The following is a 13,934-nucleotide window of genomic DNA, read 5'->3' as shown; positions in this document are numbered from 1 at the left end:
ATCGGGCAACGGGCTCAATGTCCGCGCGGCCGAAGGCCGCGCGGACATTGAGGCGTTTCCCAGCCTCCGCGCCGCCCGTCGACTGCGGAGACTGTCTCCTATTGGCCTCTGCGGTCCAGATCAGAGGATGTTAGCTGAACGTAACGACTGCGCGCCCGGCAACAGATGCTGATTCCAGGGCGTCGAGTCCAGTCTCGATGGCATCAAAGGCGAAGTGGGTGGCCGCCATTTCAATACGGCCCTCGCGGGCGAGGGCCACAATTTCGTTAAGGTCGGGAAGATTGAATCCGCGCGTGTTAATGAATCCCGCATTCATCGAGATTCTCTCCCAGCCCATGGGAACCTCGCCGCCGCCGATGCCCGCGACGACAAGCCGGGCCCCTTGGCTTAGAGACGAAAGGCCTGTGGTCAGTGTTGGTGTATTGCCGACAAAGTCGAACACGGCATCGGCACCCCCTTGCGTCAGATCCTGGATCTTCTCGGCGGTATCCCCGTCTGAGATGAAGGCCTCGTCTGCGCCTAGTCTCTTGGCATTGCTGAGGCGGTCATCGACAGTATCCACTGCGATGATTCTGGCGGCCGTGAGCTGCTTGAGGTACTGAACGGCATATGCTCCTAGACCACCGACGCCGATGACTACGGCAGATGAACCAGGTACCAGCTGCGGCATCATCAGTTTGACCGCATGATACGAAGTGGCCGCCGCATCCGCGAGAGGCGCGGCCTCGACAGGATTGAGTGTGCCAAGCTGGACGGCGTGCTTCGCCTCGACGAGGATATATTCGGCAAGGCCGCCGTCGTACCCTACGCCGTAGCCAGGCAGTCCGATGTTGCGGCATTGCTCATGCAAACCCCGCGCGCACTTGTCACAGTAGTTGCAGAAGTACATTGCGGAAATAAGGACTCCGTCACCCTCCTGGAACCCGGAGACATCGGGCCCCATCTTTGCCACCCAGCCGGCGTTCTCGTGGCCGAGGGTAAAAGGCGGATCCGGCCAGAACCCGGCAGGGCTGTGGATGATGGTCAGATCCGTATGGCACAGGCCAGCGCCCGCCATCTTGACCAGCAGCTGCCCGGCTTTCGGCTCGGGCACCGGGACTTCGCGATACTCGGGCGGTCTGCCCCATTCGAGCATTTGGTATGCCTGCATTGAATCCATTGATATTCCTTCGATGCTTGATATGGACTTGGCCCTACATCCATTGAGCCTGGCCGCGCACGGCGAGGGCAAAGTGATTGAGCATCCACGCTATGCCGGAGGAGCGCACGGCGGTAGGGAGATATCGACCATCAGGGAATGCCTCACCGATATCACCTGACCCGCGTACTAGGCCGGCAACACGGCTTCGGGCACCTTCGTTAGGAGTTGCCGTGCAACCTCACGGGCGTGCGAGGTGAAGGCCAAGACATGTTCACGGTCGTCGCTTTGTCGTCTCATAGCAACAGCGGTTGACGAAGGCGTACCGTCGATGCGCAGGGCGCGTAGATCGGAATGTTGGGCGCTCATGCGCCAGGCTGTGAGGGTCATCGGCATGATGACCTCATTGCTGCTCAGCAACGCGAACTGCAGTTCAGCGAGTGTGCGGACGGACTGGCCGGTTCTCGGGGCAGACCTGCGAAGGTCGTCAAGATGCCAGAAGCTCGTCCACGAGCGCGGAGCGTCGCCCATGGCCAGCATCGTTTCGTCCATGATCGCATCGGCGGAAACCCCTGATGCTTCCGCCAGCTTGTGATCGGATCTGAGCGCCAGGACGAGCGGCTCGTCAAAAAGCGGTGTAGTACTGACCCGATCATCACCACACGGAGCGCGCACGAGGGCCACGTCGACATGCCCGTCAGCGACGGCCGTAAATTGGTCGGCGAAGTCCAGCTCACGAACTGTGAGCGTGACATTAGGGCAGAGAAGCTGAAAGCCCCGGATGATGTCTGCGGTCAACTCCGACGCCGAAGCAGCCCCGGAGATCAATCCGACGGTCAAGGTCTTCTGCCTCCGACCGGCCTGCTGGACGATGTCGACTGTCCGGTCCAGCGAGCGGACAATCTCGTAAGCCTCCCCGAGCAACACCTCCCCCGCCACTGTCAGTTCGATGCCCCGAGGCGAACGCAGGACCAACTGCGTTTGCAGTTGCTTCTCGAATGCCCGCAACCGCTTCGACATGGCCGGCTGCGCCATCATCATCCGGCGCGCGCCCCCGTGGATACTGCCCTCTTCGGCCACTGCGATAAACATCTGAAGCTGGCGCACATCCATGGGCGACCTCTTCCTGGCACAACAGTGTGCACTAAACCACATATTTCTTTGAGTATACGTTCCACCGCCACCAGGAGGTAGAAATCGAGGCTGATGCGCCGTCCATGACGATGAAGGTCGACGCGGGCCACCTGGCGCGCGCATCCCGGAGTGATGCTTCCAGGGGCATTACCCGATGCAAAATCGGCGCCTACCGTGACCTGAATCACCCCTATAAAGTCGGTACCAGACGAGGCATTTCATCGAGAAACAGACCGGAAACCGCCTCAGAAATCATCCCCACGGGCGCTTACGGCCGGCGTCCTTGTTTGCATCGGGGCTTCCGGCGCTTCGCCCGACCCTAATCCCTTCGCGGCATTTCACATCCCCTGCGGGACCTTGTTCCGCCAGACGCAATAAGGAATTCCATGATCAAGATCACCTACATCACGGCTGACGGAAAAGAACAGCCTGTTGAAGTCGAACCCGGCATGAGCCTCATGGAAGTCGCCACCTTGCGCGGCATTGACGGCATCGTCGCCGAATGCGGCGGCGGCTGCTCCTGCGCCACCTGCCACGTCTACGTCGACGAACCATGGCATAAGACCTTCGAAGATCCAGCGCCCGAGGAGGACGCCCTCATCGAATTCCTGGATGACGCCCGGCCCACCTCACGCTTATCCTGCCAGCTCCTGCTCGGCGCCGAGCATGACGGACTCTGCGTCCGGACCCCACCCACGCAAGGCTGAACCACACAAAACCGCCCCAGGCCCTCCAGGGGCAAGCCCAGATCTGAAGGAGCACAAAATGACCGATCAATCGCGTTGCCTCTTTTCCGGATCCTGGAAGGCTGCGGCTGAGGCTGTACCGTCCGAGGACGATGACCACCCGGGAGAGTGCGACCGAACCTTTGCTGCCCTTCCTTGGCTGGGACTGCATTACACAAGCGAAGTGGCTTAAGAACCATCAAGACGTTGGGCGGCGCGGACAGATACCCGCTGGAGCGGTAATGCCGGGGAAGCATCACCCGATAGCCGATTCATCCCTACCGTGACCGGAGTCACAGCCGTAGCCTTTTTCTCATCCGGCGAGGCTCCCCGGTCACATACACAGACGCAACAACCACATAGGCAAACGGGAAGAACCCCCCGCAGCGAACAGCGAAGTTTGCACAACGGGAACTACGAAAGGCACGCCATGACCATCCAGGAAATGAACCAGACCGCAGGAACTCACTCCGAACTGACTAACTACGTCAAGAAACTCGAAGCCCGTGTCCGGATGCTTGAGGATAAGGAAGCCCTCGCGGCCCTCATGAATCGCTACTGCCGCACGTCTGACGCGAAAGATTGGGACGCGTGGGGCCAGTGCTTCGTCGAAGATGCGGAATTCGAGTTCGGGCCCTTCGGCACACACCATGGCCGGCAGAAGATCCGCGAGGTCTGCGAGGCCGCTGAAGAGCCCTACCGCGCCATGCAGCATTCGATGACGAACATGCAGTTCGAGATCGACGGCGATACTGCCACCGGCACTGCCTACCTTTGGTTCGCTGGAGTGGAAGATCCGCAGAATCCGTCGAAGCACTATGACATCGGCGGTCCCTATGAGTGGACTTTCCGCCGCACTCCCGAAGGCTGGCTTTTGTCCCGCATGCACCTGCGAGTCGTCTGGACGCAAGGCGACGAGGACCAGAGCGTCTTCGGCTGACCCCGCCAGCGCCGCCCGCAGCTCCCACCACACACCCCCTTTTCCCCCACTCCCGTGGGGACCCGTCATCAGGAGATCCCTCATGTCCATTGCCGTCACCCAAGACCAGATCATCATCCCGGATGACATCGCCAAGTCGGTCATTCTACCGGCCTCCTACAGGGACGAAGCCGGGATCGTGCACCCGGCCCTGACGTGGCTACGCGAAAACATGCCGTTCGCCCGCGCCGAGGTCGAAGGCTACGCTCCCATCTGGCTGGCCACGAAGCACGCGGACATCATGGAGATCGAACGAACGCCCGCGGTCTTCCGTAGCGGTCTCGGCGAGCCCTACATCAATTCAGTGGTCGACACCGACTTCCTCAAGACGATGAACGAAGGCAGACGGGGCCTCGACACGCTGGCCAACATGGATGCCCCAGAACACACGATGATCAAGAACGTAACAGCGTCCTGGTTCATGCCCGCGAATGTCCGTAAGAGGGAAGAGGCTATCCGGACGATTGCCCGGCAGTCAGTGGAAAAATTGCTCTCCTACGACGGAGAAGTCGACTTCGTCAAGGACATCGCCCTCCACTACCCGCTGCGCGTGATCATGAGTCTGTTCGGTGTCCCGCCGGAGGACGAACCGACGATGCTCAAGCTGACCCAGGACATGTTCGGCAACTCCGATCCGGAGCAGCAGCGCACTGACGTCCCGGCCACGCCGGAGGCCGCGGCACGCGCATGGCGGGCAGCGGTTCTCGAATTCCACGAGTACTTCGACAAGCTGTCTGCCGATCGGCGTTCGAACCCGTCCCAGGATCTCGCCTCAATCATCGCGAACGCGGAAGTCCACGGGGCGCCGTTGCCCGACTCGTTTGTCAACGGATATTACATTGCCATCGCAACCGCTGGCCACGACACGACATCGGCGACGACGGCAACGGCAATCCAGCAGCTGGCGGCCCATCCGGAGCAACTCAAGGCCGTACACGCTGATGCCTCCCTCATTCCGGGGCTCGTGGACGAGGCCCTGCGCTGGGCTTCACCCGTCAAGCATTTCCACCGCATTGTGGCGGAAGACACGGAGTTCCGTGGCCGCCAGCTGCGCGCCGGCGACAGCCTTATGCTGATGTACCCGTCGGCCAACCGGGACGAGGAAGTCTTCACCGATCCTTTCTCTTTCGACATCACGCGCAAGCCGAACAGGCACATCGCCTTCGGATACGGTCCTCACCAATGCATTGGACAGCACGTCGCGAAACTCGAGATGCGCATCCTCTTCGAAGAGCTGCTGCCGCGCCTGAAATCGATCGAGCTGGCCGGCCCCGTCAGCTACGTCGAAGCGAACTTCCTGTCCGGCCCCAAGACCCTGCCGATCCGGTTCGAGGCGGCCTGACGATGAGCACCGAGAGCCTGGCGTCAAACTCTGATTCCCCACCCTCACGCGTTCTCATCATCGGTGCCGGCCACGCCGGGGCCGCAACGGCCGCAAGCCTACGCCAGTACGGACACACAGGAACCATCACAATCGTCGGCGACGAGGACGAGCACCCCTACCACCGCCCACCGATCTCCAAGGCGTACCTGCACGGGGACGCCGAGGCCGATCTGCTCCGCGACCCGTCCTACTACATCGACCAGAACATCGAGCTCAAGCTCGGCCGTCGCGTTGAGTCACTGGATTTGACCAACCGGACGGCGACGCTCGATGACAGCAGCGAGCACGGTTTCGACGAGCTCGTCCTGGCAACGGGTGCACGGGCCCGCACGTTGACGCATCAGCTTCCCGAACGCGGATGCTGGTCGTTGAGGACCTTCCGCGACGCCATAGGATTCCGTTCCGTGCTTGAATCACGCTCACGCATCGTCATCATCGGCGGCGGATTCGTCGGACTCGAGGTCGCAGCCGCAGCACGGAGCCGCGGATGCGAGGTGACTGTCATCGAACGTGAGCAGCGGCTGCTGCAGCGCGTTGCCAGCCCGCACCTCTCGGAAGCGTTGACTGCGCTCCACCGTGACAAAGGCGTGGACGTCCTCGTCAACGCGGCACTGCACGAGATCGTCGCCAGCCGCGACGGCGGTGTCGAGGCGGTCATCCTCGAGGACGGCAGGCGGCTGCCCTGCGGCGCTGTGGTAATCGGCGTCGGCGCCGAACCCCGAGACGAATTGCTGCGGCAGGTAGGGGCCGAGTGTGACGGCGGTGTCATCGTCGACTCATCTGCCCGCTCCAGCCTCCCGGGAGTCTACGCCGTGGGGGACGTAACACGCCGGGAAGTACCGGGCTACCCCGGGCGGATCAGGCTCGAGAGCATCCCTAACGCCACGGAGCAGGCCAAGCAGGCAGCAGCGGCCATCACCGGCCGGACGGTACCGCGGAGCGAGGTCCCCTGGTTCTGGTCCGACCAGTACGACGCCAATCTCAAGATCGCCGGCCTGCTCGCCGGGTCGTCACGCACGATAGTCCGCGGCAACCCGTCATCCGGCTCGTTCGCCATTTATCACCTCGACGACGCCGACCGGCTACTCGCCGTAGAGGCCGTCAACGCACCTAGGGACTTTATGGCCGGAAAAAAATGGATCACTTCCGGTGCGTCACCGTCCATCGATCTCCTTCCCGATCTATCAGTTCCCCTGCGGGACCTCGTTCCCGCCTGACGCACCGAGGACCCGTCCTCGCAAGGCTATACCGCAAACACCCGGCTTCCCGCCGTCCCCTACTCAGCACAACGATGTGGAGAACAACCATGACTGTCACTGTCGAAAGCACTACCCAAACCCAGCTATACATCGGCGGGGAATGGGTCGACCCCTCAACCAGCAACGTACTCCGGCCCATCAATCCTTCGACGGAGCAGCCCCTCGGCCAAGTCCCCGAAGCGAAAGAAAAGGACATCGACCGGGCTGTTGCGGCAGCCCGCGCAGCATTCGACGATCCACAGGGCTGGGCTTCGTGGGAGGTCAGCCGCCGCGCCGAGATCATGGAGCGCTTCGCGGATGAGCTAGAGAAGCGCGGTGCGCAGATCGCGCACCTGGTCAGCAGCCAGAACGGCATGCCAATCTCGATGTCCGGACCAGTTGAGGGCGGATTCCCTGCTGTTGCGCTGCGCTACTACGCGGGTCTTATCCGCGAGCAGGGCATCGAAGAGCAGCGTGCCGGCATCTTCGGTCGTCCGACACGCGTGCGCCACGAACCTGTGGGCGTTGTCGCAGCAATCGTGCCGTGGAACTTTCCCCAGGCCCTCGCATTCGTCAAGATCGCCCCCGCGCTCGCCGCAGGTTGCACGATAGTCATCAAGCCCTCGCCCGAGACCGTCATCGACTCCTACACCATGATCGAAGCCGCCCACGCGGCCGGCGTGCCTGCAGGTGTCCTCAACATTGTTCCCGCTGGTCGTGAAGTCGGCGCGTACCTCGTGGGCCATCCGGGCGTCGACAAAGTAGGCTTCACGGGCTCGACCGAGGCCGGCCGCAGCATCGGCGCCACGTGCGGCCAGCTGCTACGGCCTGTGACGCTCGAACTCGGCGGCAAGTCCGCGGCGATACTCCTCGACGACGCCGATCTTCCTTCCCTGGCTGCCGAGTTCGTCGACGCGACGCTGCAGAACAACGGCCAGACCTGCTATGTCTGCACCCGCATTTTCGCGCCGCGCGCCAAGTACGCCGAATTCGTCGATCAGATCACTAAGATCGTGAGCTCACTCAGGGTCGGGGACGCACTCGATCCGGCCACACAGGTCGGACCGCTCGTCTCGGAACGGCAACGCGCCCGCGTCGAGAAGTACATCGAGATTGGCCTGGCTGAGGGTGGCCGCATCACCACCGGCGGCAGGCGCCCCGAGCACCTCGACCGAGGCTTTTTCGTAGAACCCACGGTCTTCGCCGATGTCACCAATGACTCAACGATCGCCCGGGAGGAAATCTTCGGTCCGGTCCTGGCCGTCATCCCGTACGACACCATCGACGATGCCATCGCGATGGCCAACGACAGCGAGTTCGGGCTCGGCGGTTCGGTCTGGGGACAGGACACCGAACGCGCCCTCGACGTCGCCCGTCGGATCCAGACCGGCGGCGTCGGCATCAACTTCTACAGCCACGACATCGGCTCCCCCTTCGGCGGTGTCAAGGCCAGCGGACTGGGCCGCGAACAAGGTCCGGAGGGACTGGCCGCCTACCAGAGCCTCAAAACCATCTACAACGCGCCGTGAGCCAGCCTATATCCGCCGATCGTCCACAACGCAGGAACTGAGGAAACCATCATGAAAGATCATGACTACGACTACATCATCGTCGGCGCCGGATCGGCCGGCTGTGCCGTCGCCGGCCGCTTGAGTGAGGACGGCTACACCGTCCTGCTCCTCGAAGCAGGCGGAAGCGACGACGACGACCTGATCCGCACCCCGCTGCTGTTCGCCGGCCTCTTCCAGGGAGAAAAAGACTGGAACTACAACTCCGATCCCGAGCCCGGCTTGGCCGGCCGCAGGTTGTTCCTGCCGCGTGGCAAGGTTCTCGGTGGCAGTTCCTCACTGAACGCCATGTTCTACGTGCGCGGCGCGCGCGAGGATTTCGACTCCTGGGAGAGCGAGCACGGGGCGACCGGTTGGTCCTATGACGAGGTACTGCCCTACTTCAAGCGCTCCGAGGCGAACACCGATATCACGGACGAGTACCACGGTACCGACGGGCCGATGGGCGTTACGACGAAGCGCTGGTTCTCCGGGTACGAGCAGAACTACATTGAGGCCGCGGCCCAGCTCGGCATCGAGCGCAACGACGACATTAACGGTGCGCAGCAGGCGGGTGTGGGTCTGCTCCAGGTCACTGGCCGCGATGGGCAGCGCTGCTCTTCAGCTGACGCCTTCTTGCGGCCGGCGCTTGCCCGGCAGAACTTCGAACTGGTGACCAACGCCTACGTGCGGCGGGTCGTCATCGAGTCCGGACGCGCGGTCGGCGTCGAGTTCGAACACGGCGGCGACGTCGTCACTGCCCGTGCAGGGCGTGAGATCGTGCTTTCCGCCGGGGCTTACAACACACCGAAGCTCCTGATGCTTTCGGGTATCGGGCCTGCAGACGAGCTCCGCGCCCTTGGAATCGACGTCGTCCTGGATTCCCCTCAGGTTGGCCGAAATCTTCAGGACCACCCGTTCACGTTGACCCACTACGCCACGGATGCCGACAACACACTTGCCGTAGCCGGCGATCCCGCGGCAGCAGAAGAATGGCGCACCTCCGGGACCGGTGTTCTTACGTCCAATGCCGGCGAAGCCGCGATCTTCTGGCGTTCGGATCCTGCCCTTGCCAGCCCGGACTTTCAAATGATCTTCGTGCCGGGCTGGTTCTGGGATCACGGATTCCGCTCCCCCAACACCCTCGGTATGTCCATTGGACTGTCCTACAACGGTCCCAGCTCGCGCGGCGCCGTCACGCTTCGTTCAGCGGACCCCACGGCTCAGCCCCGTATTGTCAGCAACCTGCTGAGCCAACAACACGAGGTCGATGCCGTCCTGCGTGCCCTCGACTTCGTTTCGGAGCTGACCCAGCAGACGCCGCTTCGTTCTGTTTTGAAAGAGCAGGTGAACCCCGGCGCCACGGTCACCGGCACCCTACGGGAACAGTGGGTTCGCGCCGACACACAGCATATGTACCATGCCGCCGGTTCCTGCCGTATTGGCACACCGGAGACGGGCGTCGTTGATGCGGAACTGCGCGTCCATGGCATTGCCGGGCTCCGCATCGCCGACGCATCAGTCATGCCGCAGATTACGAGCGGCAACACCAATGCGCCCTCGATCATGATCGGCGAAAAAGCCGCGGACCTGCTGCGCGGCATCAACAGTGCGCGCGACCAGGCAGCAGCCTTGGCCTGCCCGTACCTGGCGGCCGCCGCGGGCGCCAACGCCTGACCGTCTCCGCGGTGCGGGCGTGCTCCCGTCCGCACCCGGACCTGCGAGAACCATATTCCGACCATCTGAAGGACAGTCCATGACCGAGATCTTGACCGACACAGCAAGAATCCCGAACGACATAGCGGAGGCGGTGATGCTGCCCGCCTCCTACGCCGAGGAGCAGACGCGCACCTACCCAGCGCTCGAGTGGCTGAGGGCCAACAATCCCTTGGGCCTGGCCGAGATCGACGGCTACGATCCCGTCTGGCTAGCAACAAAGCACGCCGACATCATGGAGATCGAGCGCAATCCCAAGATTTTCTCGAGCGGCAAGGCCGATCCGTTCCTCGTCGACCGTGCCGGGCGCGAATACCTCAAGGCAGCGAACAACGGTGCGCGGACGCAGGACACCCTCGCATACATGGACGCTCCGGAACACACCAAGATCAAGAACGTGACGAGCGCCTGGTTCATGCCGGCCAATGTCCGCAAACGCGAGGAAGCGATCCGCGCGCTCGCCCGTGACTCCGTCGACAAGCTGCTGGCCGGCGAACGGGAGGTCGACATTGTTAAGGACTTCTCGCTGTATTACCCGCTGCGGGTCATCATGACTCTTTTCGGCGTCCCCCCGGAGGACGAACCGATGATGCTTAACCTGACGCAGAACCTCTTTGGCACCACCGATGACGACTCCAAGCGGGACGACGCCGAGGACGGCGAGGGCGCGAGCATGAAGGCGTGGAAGGCCACACTCCAGGACTTCTTCCGCTACTTCAACGAACTGTCCGCTGACCGCCGGAAGAACCCGACGGATGACCTCGCCTCACTCATCGCCAACGCCAAGGTCGACGGTGACTATCTTCCGGAGTCCTTCGTCAACGGTTATTACGTCGCAATCGCCACGGCAGGACACGACACAACGTCATCGACGATCTCGGGCGCTATCGAGCAGTTCGCCCGGCATCCGGAGCAGCTCGAAGCGGTGCGCGCCGATCCCAGCCTTATACCCGGCGTCGTCGACGAGGCCCTTCGCTGGGCATCGCCGGTCAAGCACTTCTTCCGGATAGTGGCAGAAGACACCGAGTTCGCCGGCCGCAAGTTGTCGGCCGGCGATGGCGTGATGCTGATGTACCCCTCCGCGAACCGCGACGAGGAGGTCTTTGAGCGCCCGAACGAGTTCGACATTACACGTAAGCCGAACAAGCACCTCGCCTTCGGTTTCGGCCCGCATCAGTGCGTCGGCCAGCACGTGGCCAAGCTCGAGATGCGCGTCCTGCTCGAGGAGCTTCTCCCCCGCCTAGCGAAAGTCGAGCTTCTTGGCGAACCGCAGTTCGTGGCCGCGAACTTCCTGTCCGGCCCCAAGAGCCTGCCGGTTCGGATCACACCTGCCTAGCCGAACCCGGCCAGGATGCGGGGCACCACACCAAGCAAGCCCCGCAACACGAGGAACCCAACGAAAGGAAACAACACCATGTCAACCAAGGGACCTGTCCTCGCCTTCGAGGTATACCGGTGGGCCGGCACAAGCGCCGAAGACTTCCGCACGCACTACAAGGACGTACACGCGAAAATCGGAATGCGCATCCCCGGTCTGGTTTGGTACGAATCGTTCATGAACAAGAATTCGCAGGAAGGCTGGCCGGTGATCGGAGGCGCTGCGAAGCCGGACGCAATTGTCGTGATGATGTTCGATTCCGAGGAGTCGAAGGCCAAGATCGCCGAGTCGGAGGCGTGGACGGAAGCTGCGGCGGACGACATCGGATTCTGCAGCCACTTTGAAATCTTCGAGGTGGACCGATTCACCTGGATCCCCGAATCCACTTTGCGCGAACCCTTCCATACCCAGGCAGTAGCGTCCGCCTGACCGGAAGCGCACGCCGGGGTGTGGGCTTGAGATAGACGGAACTGGGCCGGGGCAGCGCCCCTTGGGCGTGGCCCCGGCCCAGACCCGTAATAGCCTTGTCGGCCCCTGTCCGGGCGCCGATGATTCTAATAGGGCTGTCGAAGCCTGATCACAAGGAGATGACGAAATTGTTTAAGTTCGAAGGGCGCGTTGCCATCGTCACTGGCGCCGGCCAAGGAATGGGTAAGGCCCACGCCACCACCCTCGCATCCCGTGGTGCCCGGGTAAGGAATGGGTAAGGCCCACGCCACCACCCTCGCATCCCGTGGTGCCCGGGTAGTGGTCAACGATGTTTCGCGCGAGCATGCTGAGCAGGTAGCGAAGGAGATCGAAGCCGCTGGTGGAACCGCCGTCGTCGATGTCCATGACGTTGCCAGCGAGGCCTCCCGGATCGTCCAAACCGCCCTGGATACCTATGGCCACCTCGACATCGTAGTCAACAACGCCGGGATCATCCGCGTTGGCCTCTTCGGGGAGCAGCCCATGGAGGAATTCTGGAAGGTGTTCGACGTCTCTTTCAAGGGCACCGTTGAGCTGTCCCAGGCCGCCTGGCCGCAGTTGGTGAAATCCGGCTCCGGCCGCCTGATCCTTGTCTCCTCCAGCGGAATTCTCGCCAATCCCGGCGCCGCTGCCTATGGGGCCGCCAAGGGCGCGATCTGGGCGTTGGGCAACACCCTTGCCCAGGAGGGAGACCGCGTTGGAATACAGGTTTCAACCCTGATGCCCACGGCATGGACACCTATGACGGAGGGCGCCTACAGCGACACGAACATCATCCGTACCCTCCGCGACGGGCTCGGGCCCGAGCACATTGCAAATTTCGTCACGTACCTCTCACACCAGGACACCACGGTGCACGGGGACATGTTCCAGGTCAGCGGCGGCCGGGCCAGTCGGATGGTCCTCACTGGCCTGCCCCGGGTCCAGTCCGCCGAGAACACCCCCGAGGGATGGGCCGCGGTCGCGGACCAATTAAGCGCCGATTCCAACGACCTCACCCAGTACCGCGTCACCGGCCAACAGTTCGCCGACGAGATGATTGCGGCAAATCCTTCCGTCGCGGAAGCGTTCAAGGACATGAACCCCGCGGACCTCGGCGCCTAAGAGCCCCGGCGCTACCCAACATCCTCGGGGACAGGATCATCTCCGCAGCACCGGGAACGCTTGAGAGCTTCGCCAACAGCAGTCCTAAGTGATGATCAGCAGTCCCGATCCGAACCTGTTCTCCCGAGCTCGGATGGGCGGCGTTACAGCGGGACCGGACTGAGAATATTGGATTTGTTGTCCGAAATCCCACCGCGTTTCTTGCCCCTTCCAACGGCGCAAGAGTTGGGAGCGGCCGAGCCGGCTGACCGCCGTACATGCCGGGATATATCCATGAACGCCGCACGTAGGGGGACAGTTTTCCGTTCTGCCGCCTGCCCCTCCGATCAGTAAGCAACTGCGCTGTTTGTCATTCTGATCCCCATCATCGCTGGGCAGCTCCTCCACGCAACCAGGGCGCTACGCGCCGCTCACGATCCAAAGTTTCGTTCGGCGCTCCTCCGTCTCTTATTTCCTCGCGAAACTTTGGACCGCTCCCGGTTCCCCAAGTGCCCTCCGGACCCTCAAACCCAGCGGTGACTCCGCTATCAGAACGACGCACAAATCTGACAGACACATCCGGTGCCCCAGCGGCCGACTACCTCGTCCACGACGCCAGTGCCGCCAACGTGATCGTCGCTGTGTTCAGCGGAATGACCGTCGGTGACGTGCCCGTCTCTGAGAGGCGCGGCAGCCGCCTCGTCTACCGCAAGTTTGCTCGGGACGCCTTTCTTAGCGGGAACGGCCCTGACCCTATGCATGGGAGGAAGACGATAGCCGCGGCGTCCAACTATGGACAGGTCGCACTGATCAACCAAACCAGCAACGGCCCCGGAAACAACAGCCCCGGTCCCACACACCTGGACTCTGTGACGGATCGTACGCCAGCCACAGATGACCCCAAAGACGTTCCCGCTGAACCCGGAACGTCCAACGAAACCTACGATCCGGGGCCGCAAAGTCATGTCGCCTGCAACAGAGACCTGCATGAAGTGGTGAGGGCAGAACCATGAGAAAGGGATCAAAATGCGGGTCGAAAGCCACCCCGTGCACAAACGCGTGCACAATTTGCACACCCCCTTTGGCCGGACAGACACGCCATGAGCGTCCTCTGTCTGGCTCGCAGCAAGCAGCTATCCGAGGA

Annotated in this window: 11 protein-coding genes; 9 read left to right on the top strand and 2 right to left on the bottom strand. The window is 62.5% G+C overall.

Features of this window, described 5'->3' with window-relative positions; genetic code table 11:
* Nucleotides 1-130: 130 nt before the first annotated feature.
* Both J2S97_RS18600 and J2S97_RS18595 read right to left on the bottom strand, forming a co-directional pair.
* Entirely contained in the window at nucleotides 131-1,159 is a 1,029-nt protein-coding gene (locus J2S97_RS18600; protein ID WP_307051426.1) for an alcohol dehydrogenase catalytic domain-containing protein, read from the bottom strand.
* A 168-nt stretch (nucleotides 1,160-1,327) separates the two neighbouring features.
* Nucleotides 1,328-2,251 (bottom strand): LysR family transcriptional regulator, encoded by a 924-nt coding sequence (locus J2S97_RS18595; RefSeq protein ID WP_307051425.1) that lies wholly within the window; start codon nucleotides 2,249-2,251, stop codon nucleotides 1,328-1,330.
* 407 nt (nucleotides 2,252-2,658) lie between these two features.
* Between J2S97_RS18595 and J2S97_RS18590 the strand changes: the two genes are divergently transcribed.
* The 9 genes from J2S97_RS18590 (at nucleotide 2,659) to J2S97_RS18550 (ending at nucleotide 12,811) form a co-directional block, all read left to right on the top strand.
* Complete coding sequence (locus J2S97_RS18590) at nucleotides 2,659-2,979, top strand: 2Fe-2S iron-sulfur cluster-binding protein (RefSeq protein WP_307051424.1); 321 nt, start codon at nucleotides 2,659-2,661, stop codon at nucleotides 2,977-2,979.
* Between the two features lie 448 nt (nucleotides 2,980-3,427).
* The gene (locus J2S97_RS18585) at nucleotides 3,428-3,937 is read left to right on the top strand and encodes a nuclear transport factor 2 family protein (protein ID WP_307051423.1); all 510 of its coding nucleotides are present in this window, start codon (nucleotides 3,428-3,430) and stop codon (nucleotides 3,935-3,937) included.
* 82 nt (nucleotides 3,938-4,019) lie between these two features.
* Nucleotides 4,020-5,318 carry a cytochrome P450 gene (locus tag J2S97_RS18580; RefSeq protein WP_307051422.1) on the top strand — a complete coding sequence of 433 codons (1,299 nt, stop codon included), beginning with the start codon at nucleotides 4,020-4,022 and terminating at the stop codon, nucleotides 5,316-5,318.
* A 2-nt stretch (nucleotides 5,319-5,320) separates the two neighbouring features.
* Nucleotides 5,321-6,577, top strand: a complete 1,257-nt coding sequence (locus J2S97_RS18575; RefSeq protein WP_307051421.1) for an NAD(P)/FAD-dependent oxidoreductase — start codon at nucleotides 5,321-5,323, stop codon at nucleotides 6,575-6,577.
* 89 nt (nucleotides 6,578-6,666) lie between these two features.
* Nucleotides 6,667-8,127: an aldehyde dehydrogenase gene (locus tag J2S97_RS18570; protein WP_307051420.1), complete on the top strand. Its 1,461-nt coding sequence runs from the start codon at nucleotides 6,667-6,669 to the stop codon at nucleotides 8,125-8,127.
* A 51-nt stretch (nucleotides 8,128-8,178) separates the two neighbouring features.
* A complete protein-coding gene (locus J2S97_RS18565; protein ID WP_307051419.1) occupies nucleotides 8,179-9,822 on the top strand; it encodes a GMC family oxidoreductase in 1,644 nt (547 codons plus the stop codon).
* A gap of 79 nt (nucleotides 9,823-9,901) precedes the next feature.
* Complete coding sequence (locus J2S97_RS18560; RefSeq protein ID WP_307051418.1) at nucleotides 9,902-11,197, top strand: cytochrome P450; 1,296 nt, start codon at nucleotides 9,902-9,904, stop codon at nucleotides 11,195-11,197.
* Between the two features lie 78 nt (nucleotides 11,198-11,275).
* On the top strand, nucleotides 11,276-11,668 hold the full coding sequence (locus J2S97_RS18555; protein WP_307051417.1) for an EthD domain-containing protein: 393 nt from the start codon (nucleotides 11,276-11,278) through the stop codon (nucleotides 11,666-11,668).
* 270 nt (nucleotides 11,669-11,938) lie between these two features.
* On the top strand, nucleotides 11,939-12,811 hold the full coding sequence (locus tag J2S97_RS18550) for an SDR family NAD(P)-dependent oxidoreductase (protein WP_307051416.1): 873 nt from the start codon (nucleotides 11,939-11,941) through the stop codon (nucleotides 12,809-12,811).
* The last annotated feature ends 1,123 nt before the right edge of the window (nucleotides 12,812-13,934 follow it).

The sequence above is a fragment of the Arthrobacter oryzae genome, assembly GCF_030812315.1.
Classification (GTDB): domain Bacteria; phylum Actinomycetota; class Actinomycetes; order Actinomycetales; family Micrococcaceae; genus Arthrobacter; species Arthrobacter oryzae_B.
The sequence above is the reverse complement of the archived record's forward strand: the minus strand, read 5'-3'. Positions and strand labels throughout refer to the sequence as shown.

What these genes read in the sequence shown, in the direction of transcription:
- J2S97_RS18590 (WP_307051424.1), top strand. Translation starts at nt 2,659, where the DNA reads ATGATCAAGATCACCTACATCACGGCTGACGGAAAAGAACAGCCTGTT.
- J2S97_RS18595 (WP_307051425.1), bottom strand. Translation starts at nt 2,251, where the DNA reads ATGGATGTGCGCCAGCTTCAGATGTTTATCGCAGTGGCCGAAGAGGGC.
- J2S97_RS18580 (WP_307051422.1), top strand. Translation starts at nt 4,020, where the DNA reads ATGTCCATTGCCGTCACCCAAGACCAGATCATCATCCCGGATGACATC.
- J2S97_RS18575 (WP_307051421.1), top strand. Translation starts at nt 5,321, where the DNA reads ATGAGCACCGAGAGCCTGGCGTCAAACTCTGATTCCCCACCCTCACGC.
- J2S97_RS18560 (WP_307051418.1), top strand. Translation starts at nt 9,902, where the DNA reads ATGACCGAGATCTTGACCGACACAGCAAGAATCCCGAACGACATAGCG.
- J2S97_RS18585 (WP_307051423.1), top strand. Translation starts at nt 3,428, where the DNA reads ATGACCATCCAGGAAATGAACCAGACCGCAGGAACTCACTCCGAACTG.
- J2S97_RS18555 (WP_307051417.1), top strand. Translation starts at nt 11,276, where the DNA reads ATGTCAACCAAGGGACCTGTCCTCGCCTTCGAGGTATACCGGTGGGCC.
- J2S97_RS18570 (WP_307051420.1), top strand. Translation starts at nt 6,667, where the DNA reads ATGACTGTCACTGTCGAAAGCACTACCCAAACCCAGCTATACATCGGC.
- J2S97_RS18550 (WP_307051416.1), top strand. Translation starts at nt 11,939, where the DNA reads ATGGGTAAGGCCCACGCCACCACCCTCGCATCCCGTGGTGCCCGGGTA.
- J2S97_RS18600 (WP_307051426.1), bottom strand. Translation starts at nt 1,159, where the DNA reads ATGGATTCAATGCAGGCATACCAAATGCTCGAATGGGGCAGACCGCCC.
- J2S97_RS18565 (WP_307051419.1), top strand. Translation starts at nt 8,179, where the DNA reads ATGAAAGATCATGACTACGACTACATCATCGTCGGCGCCGGATCGGCC.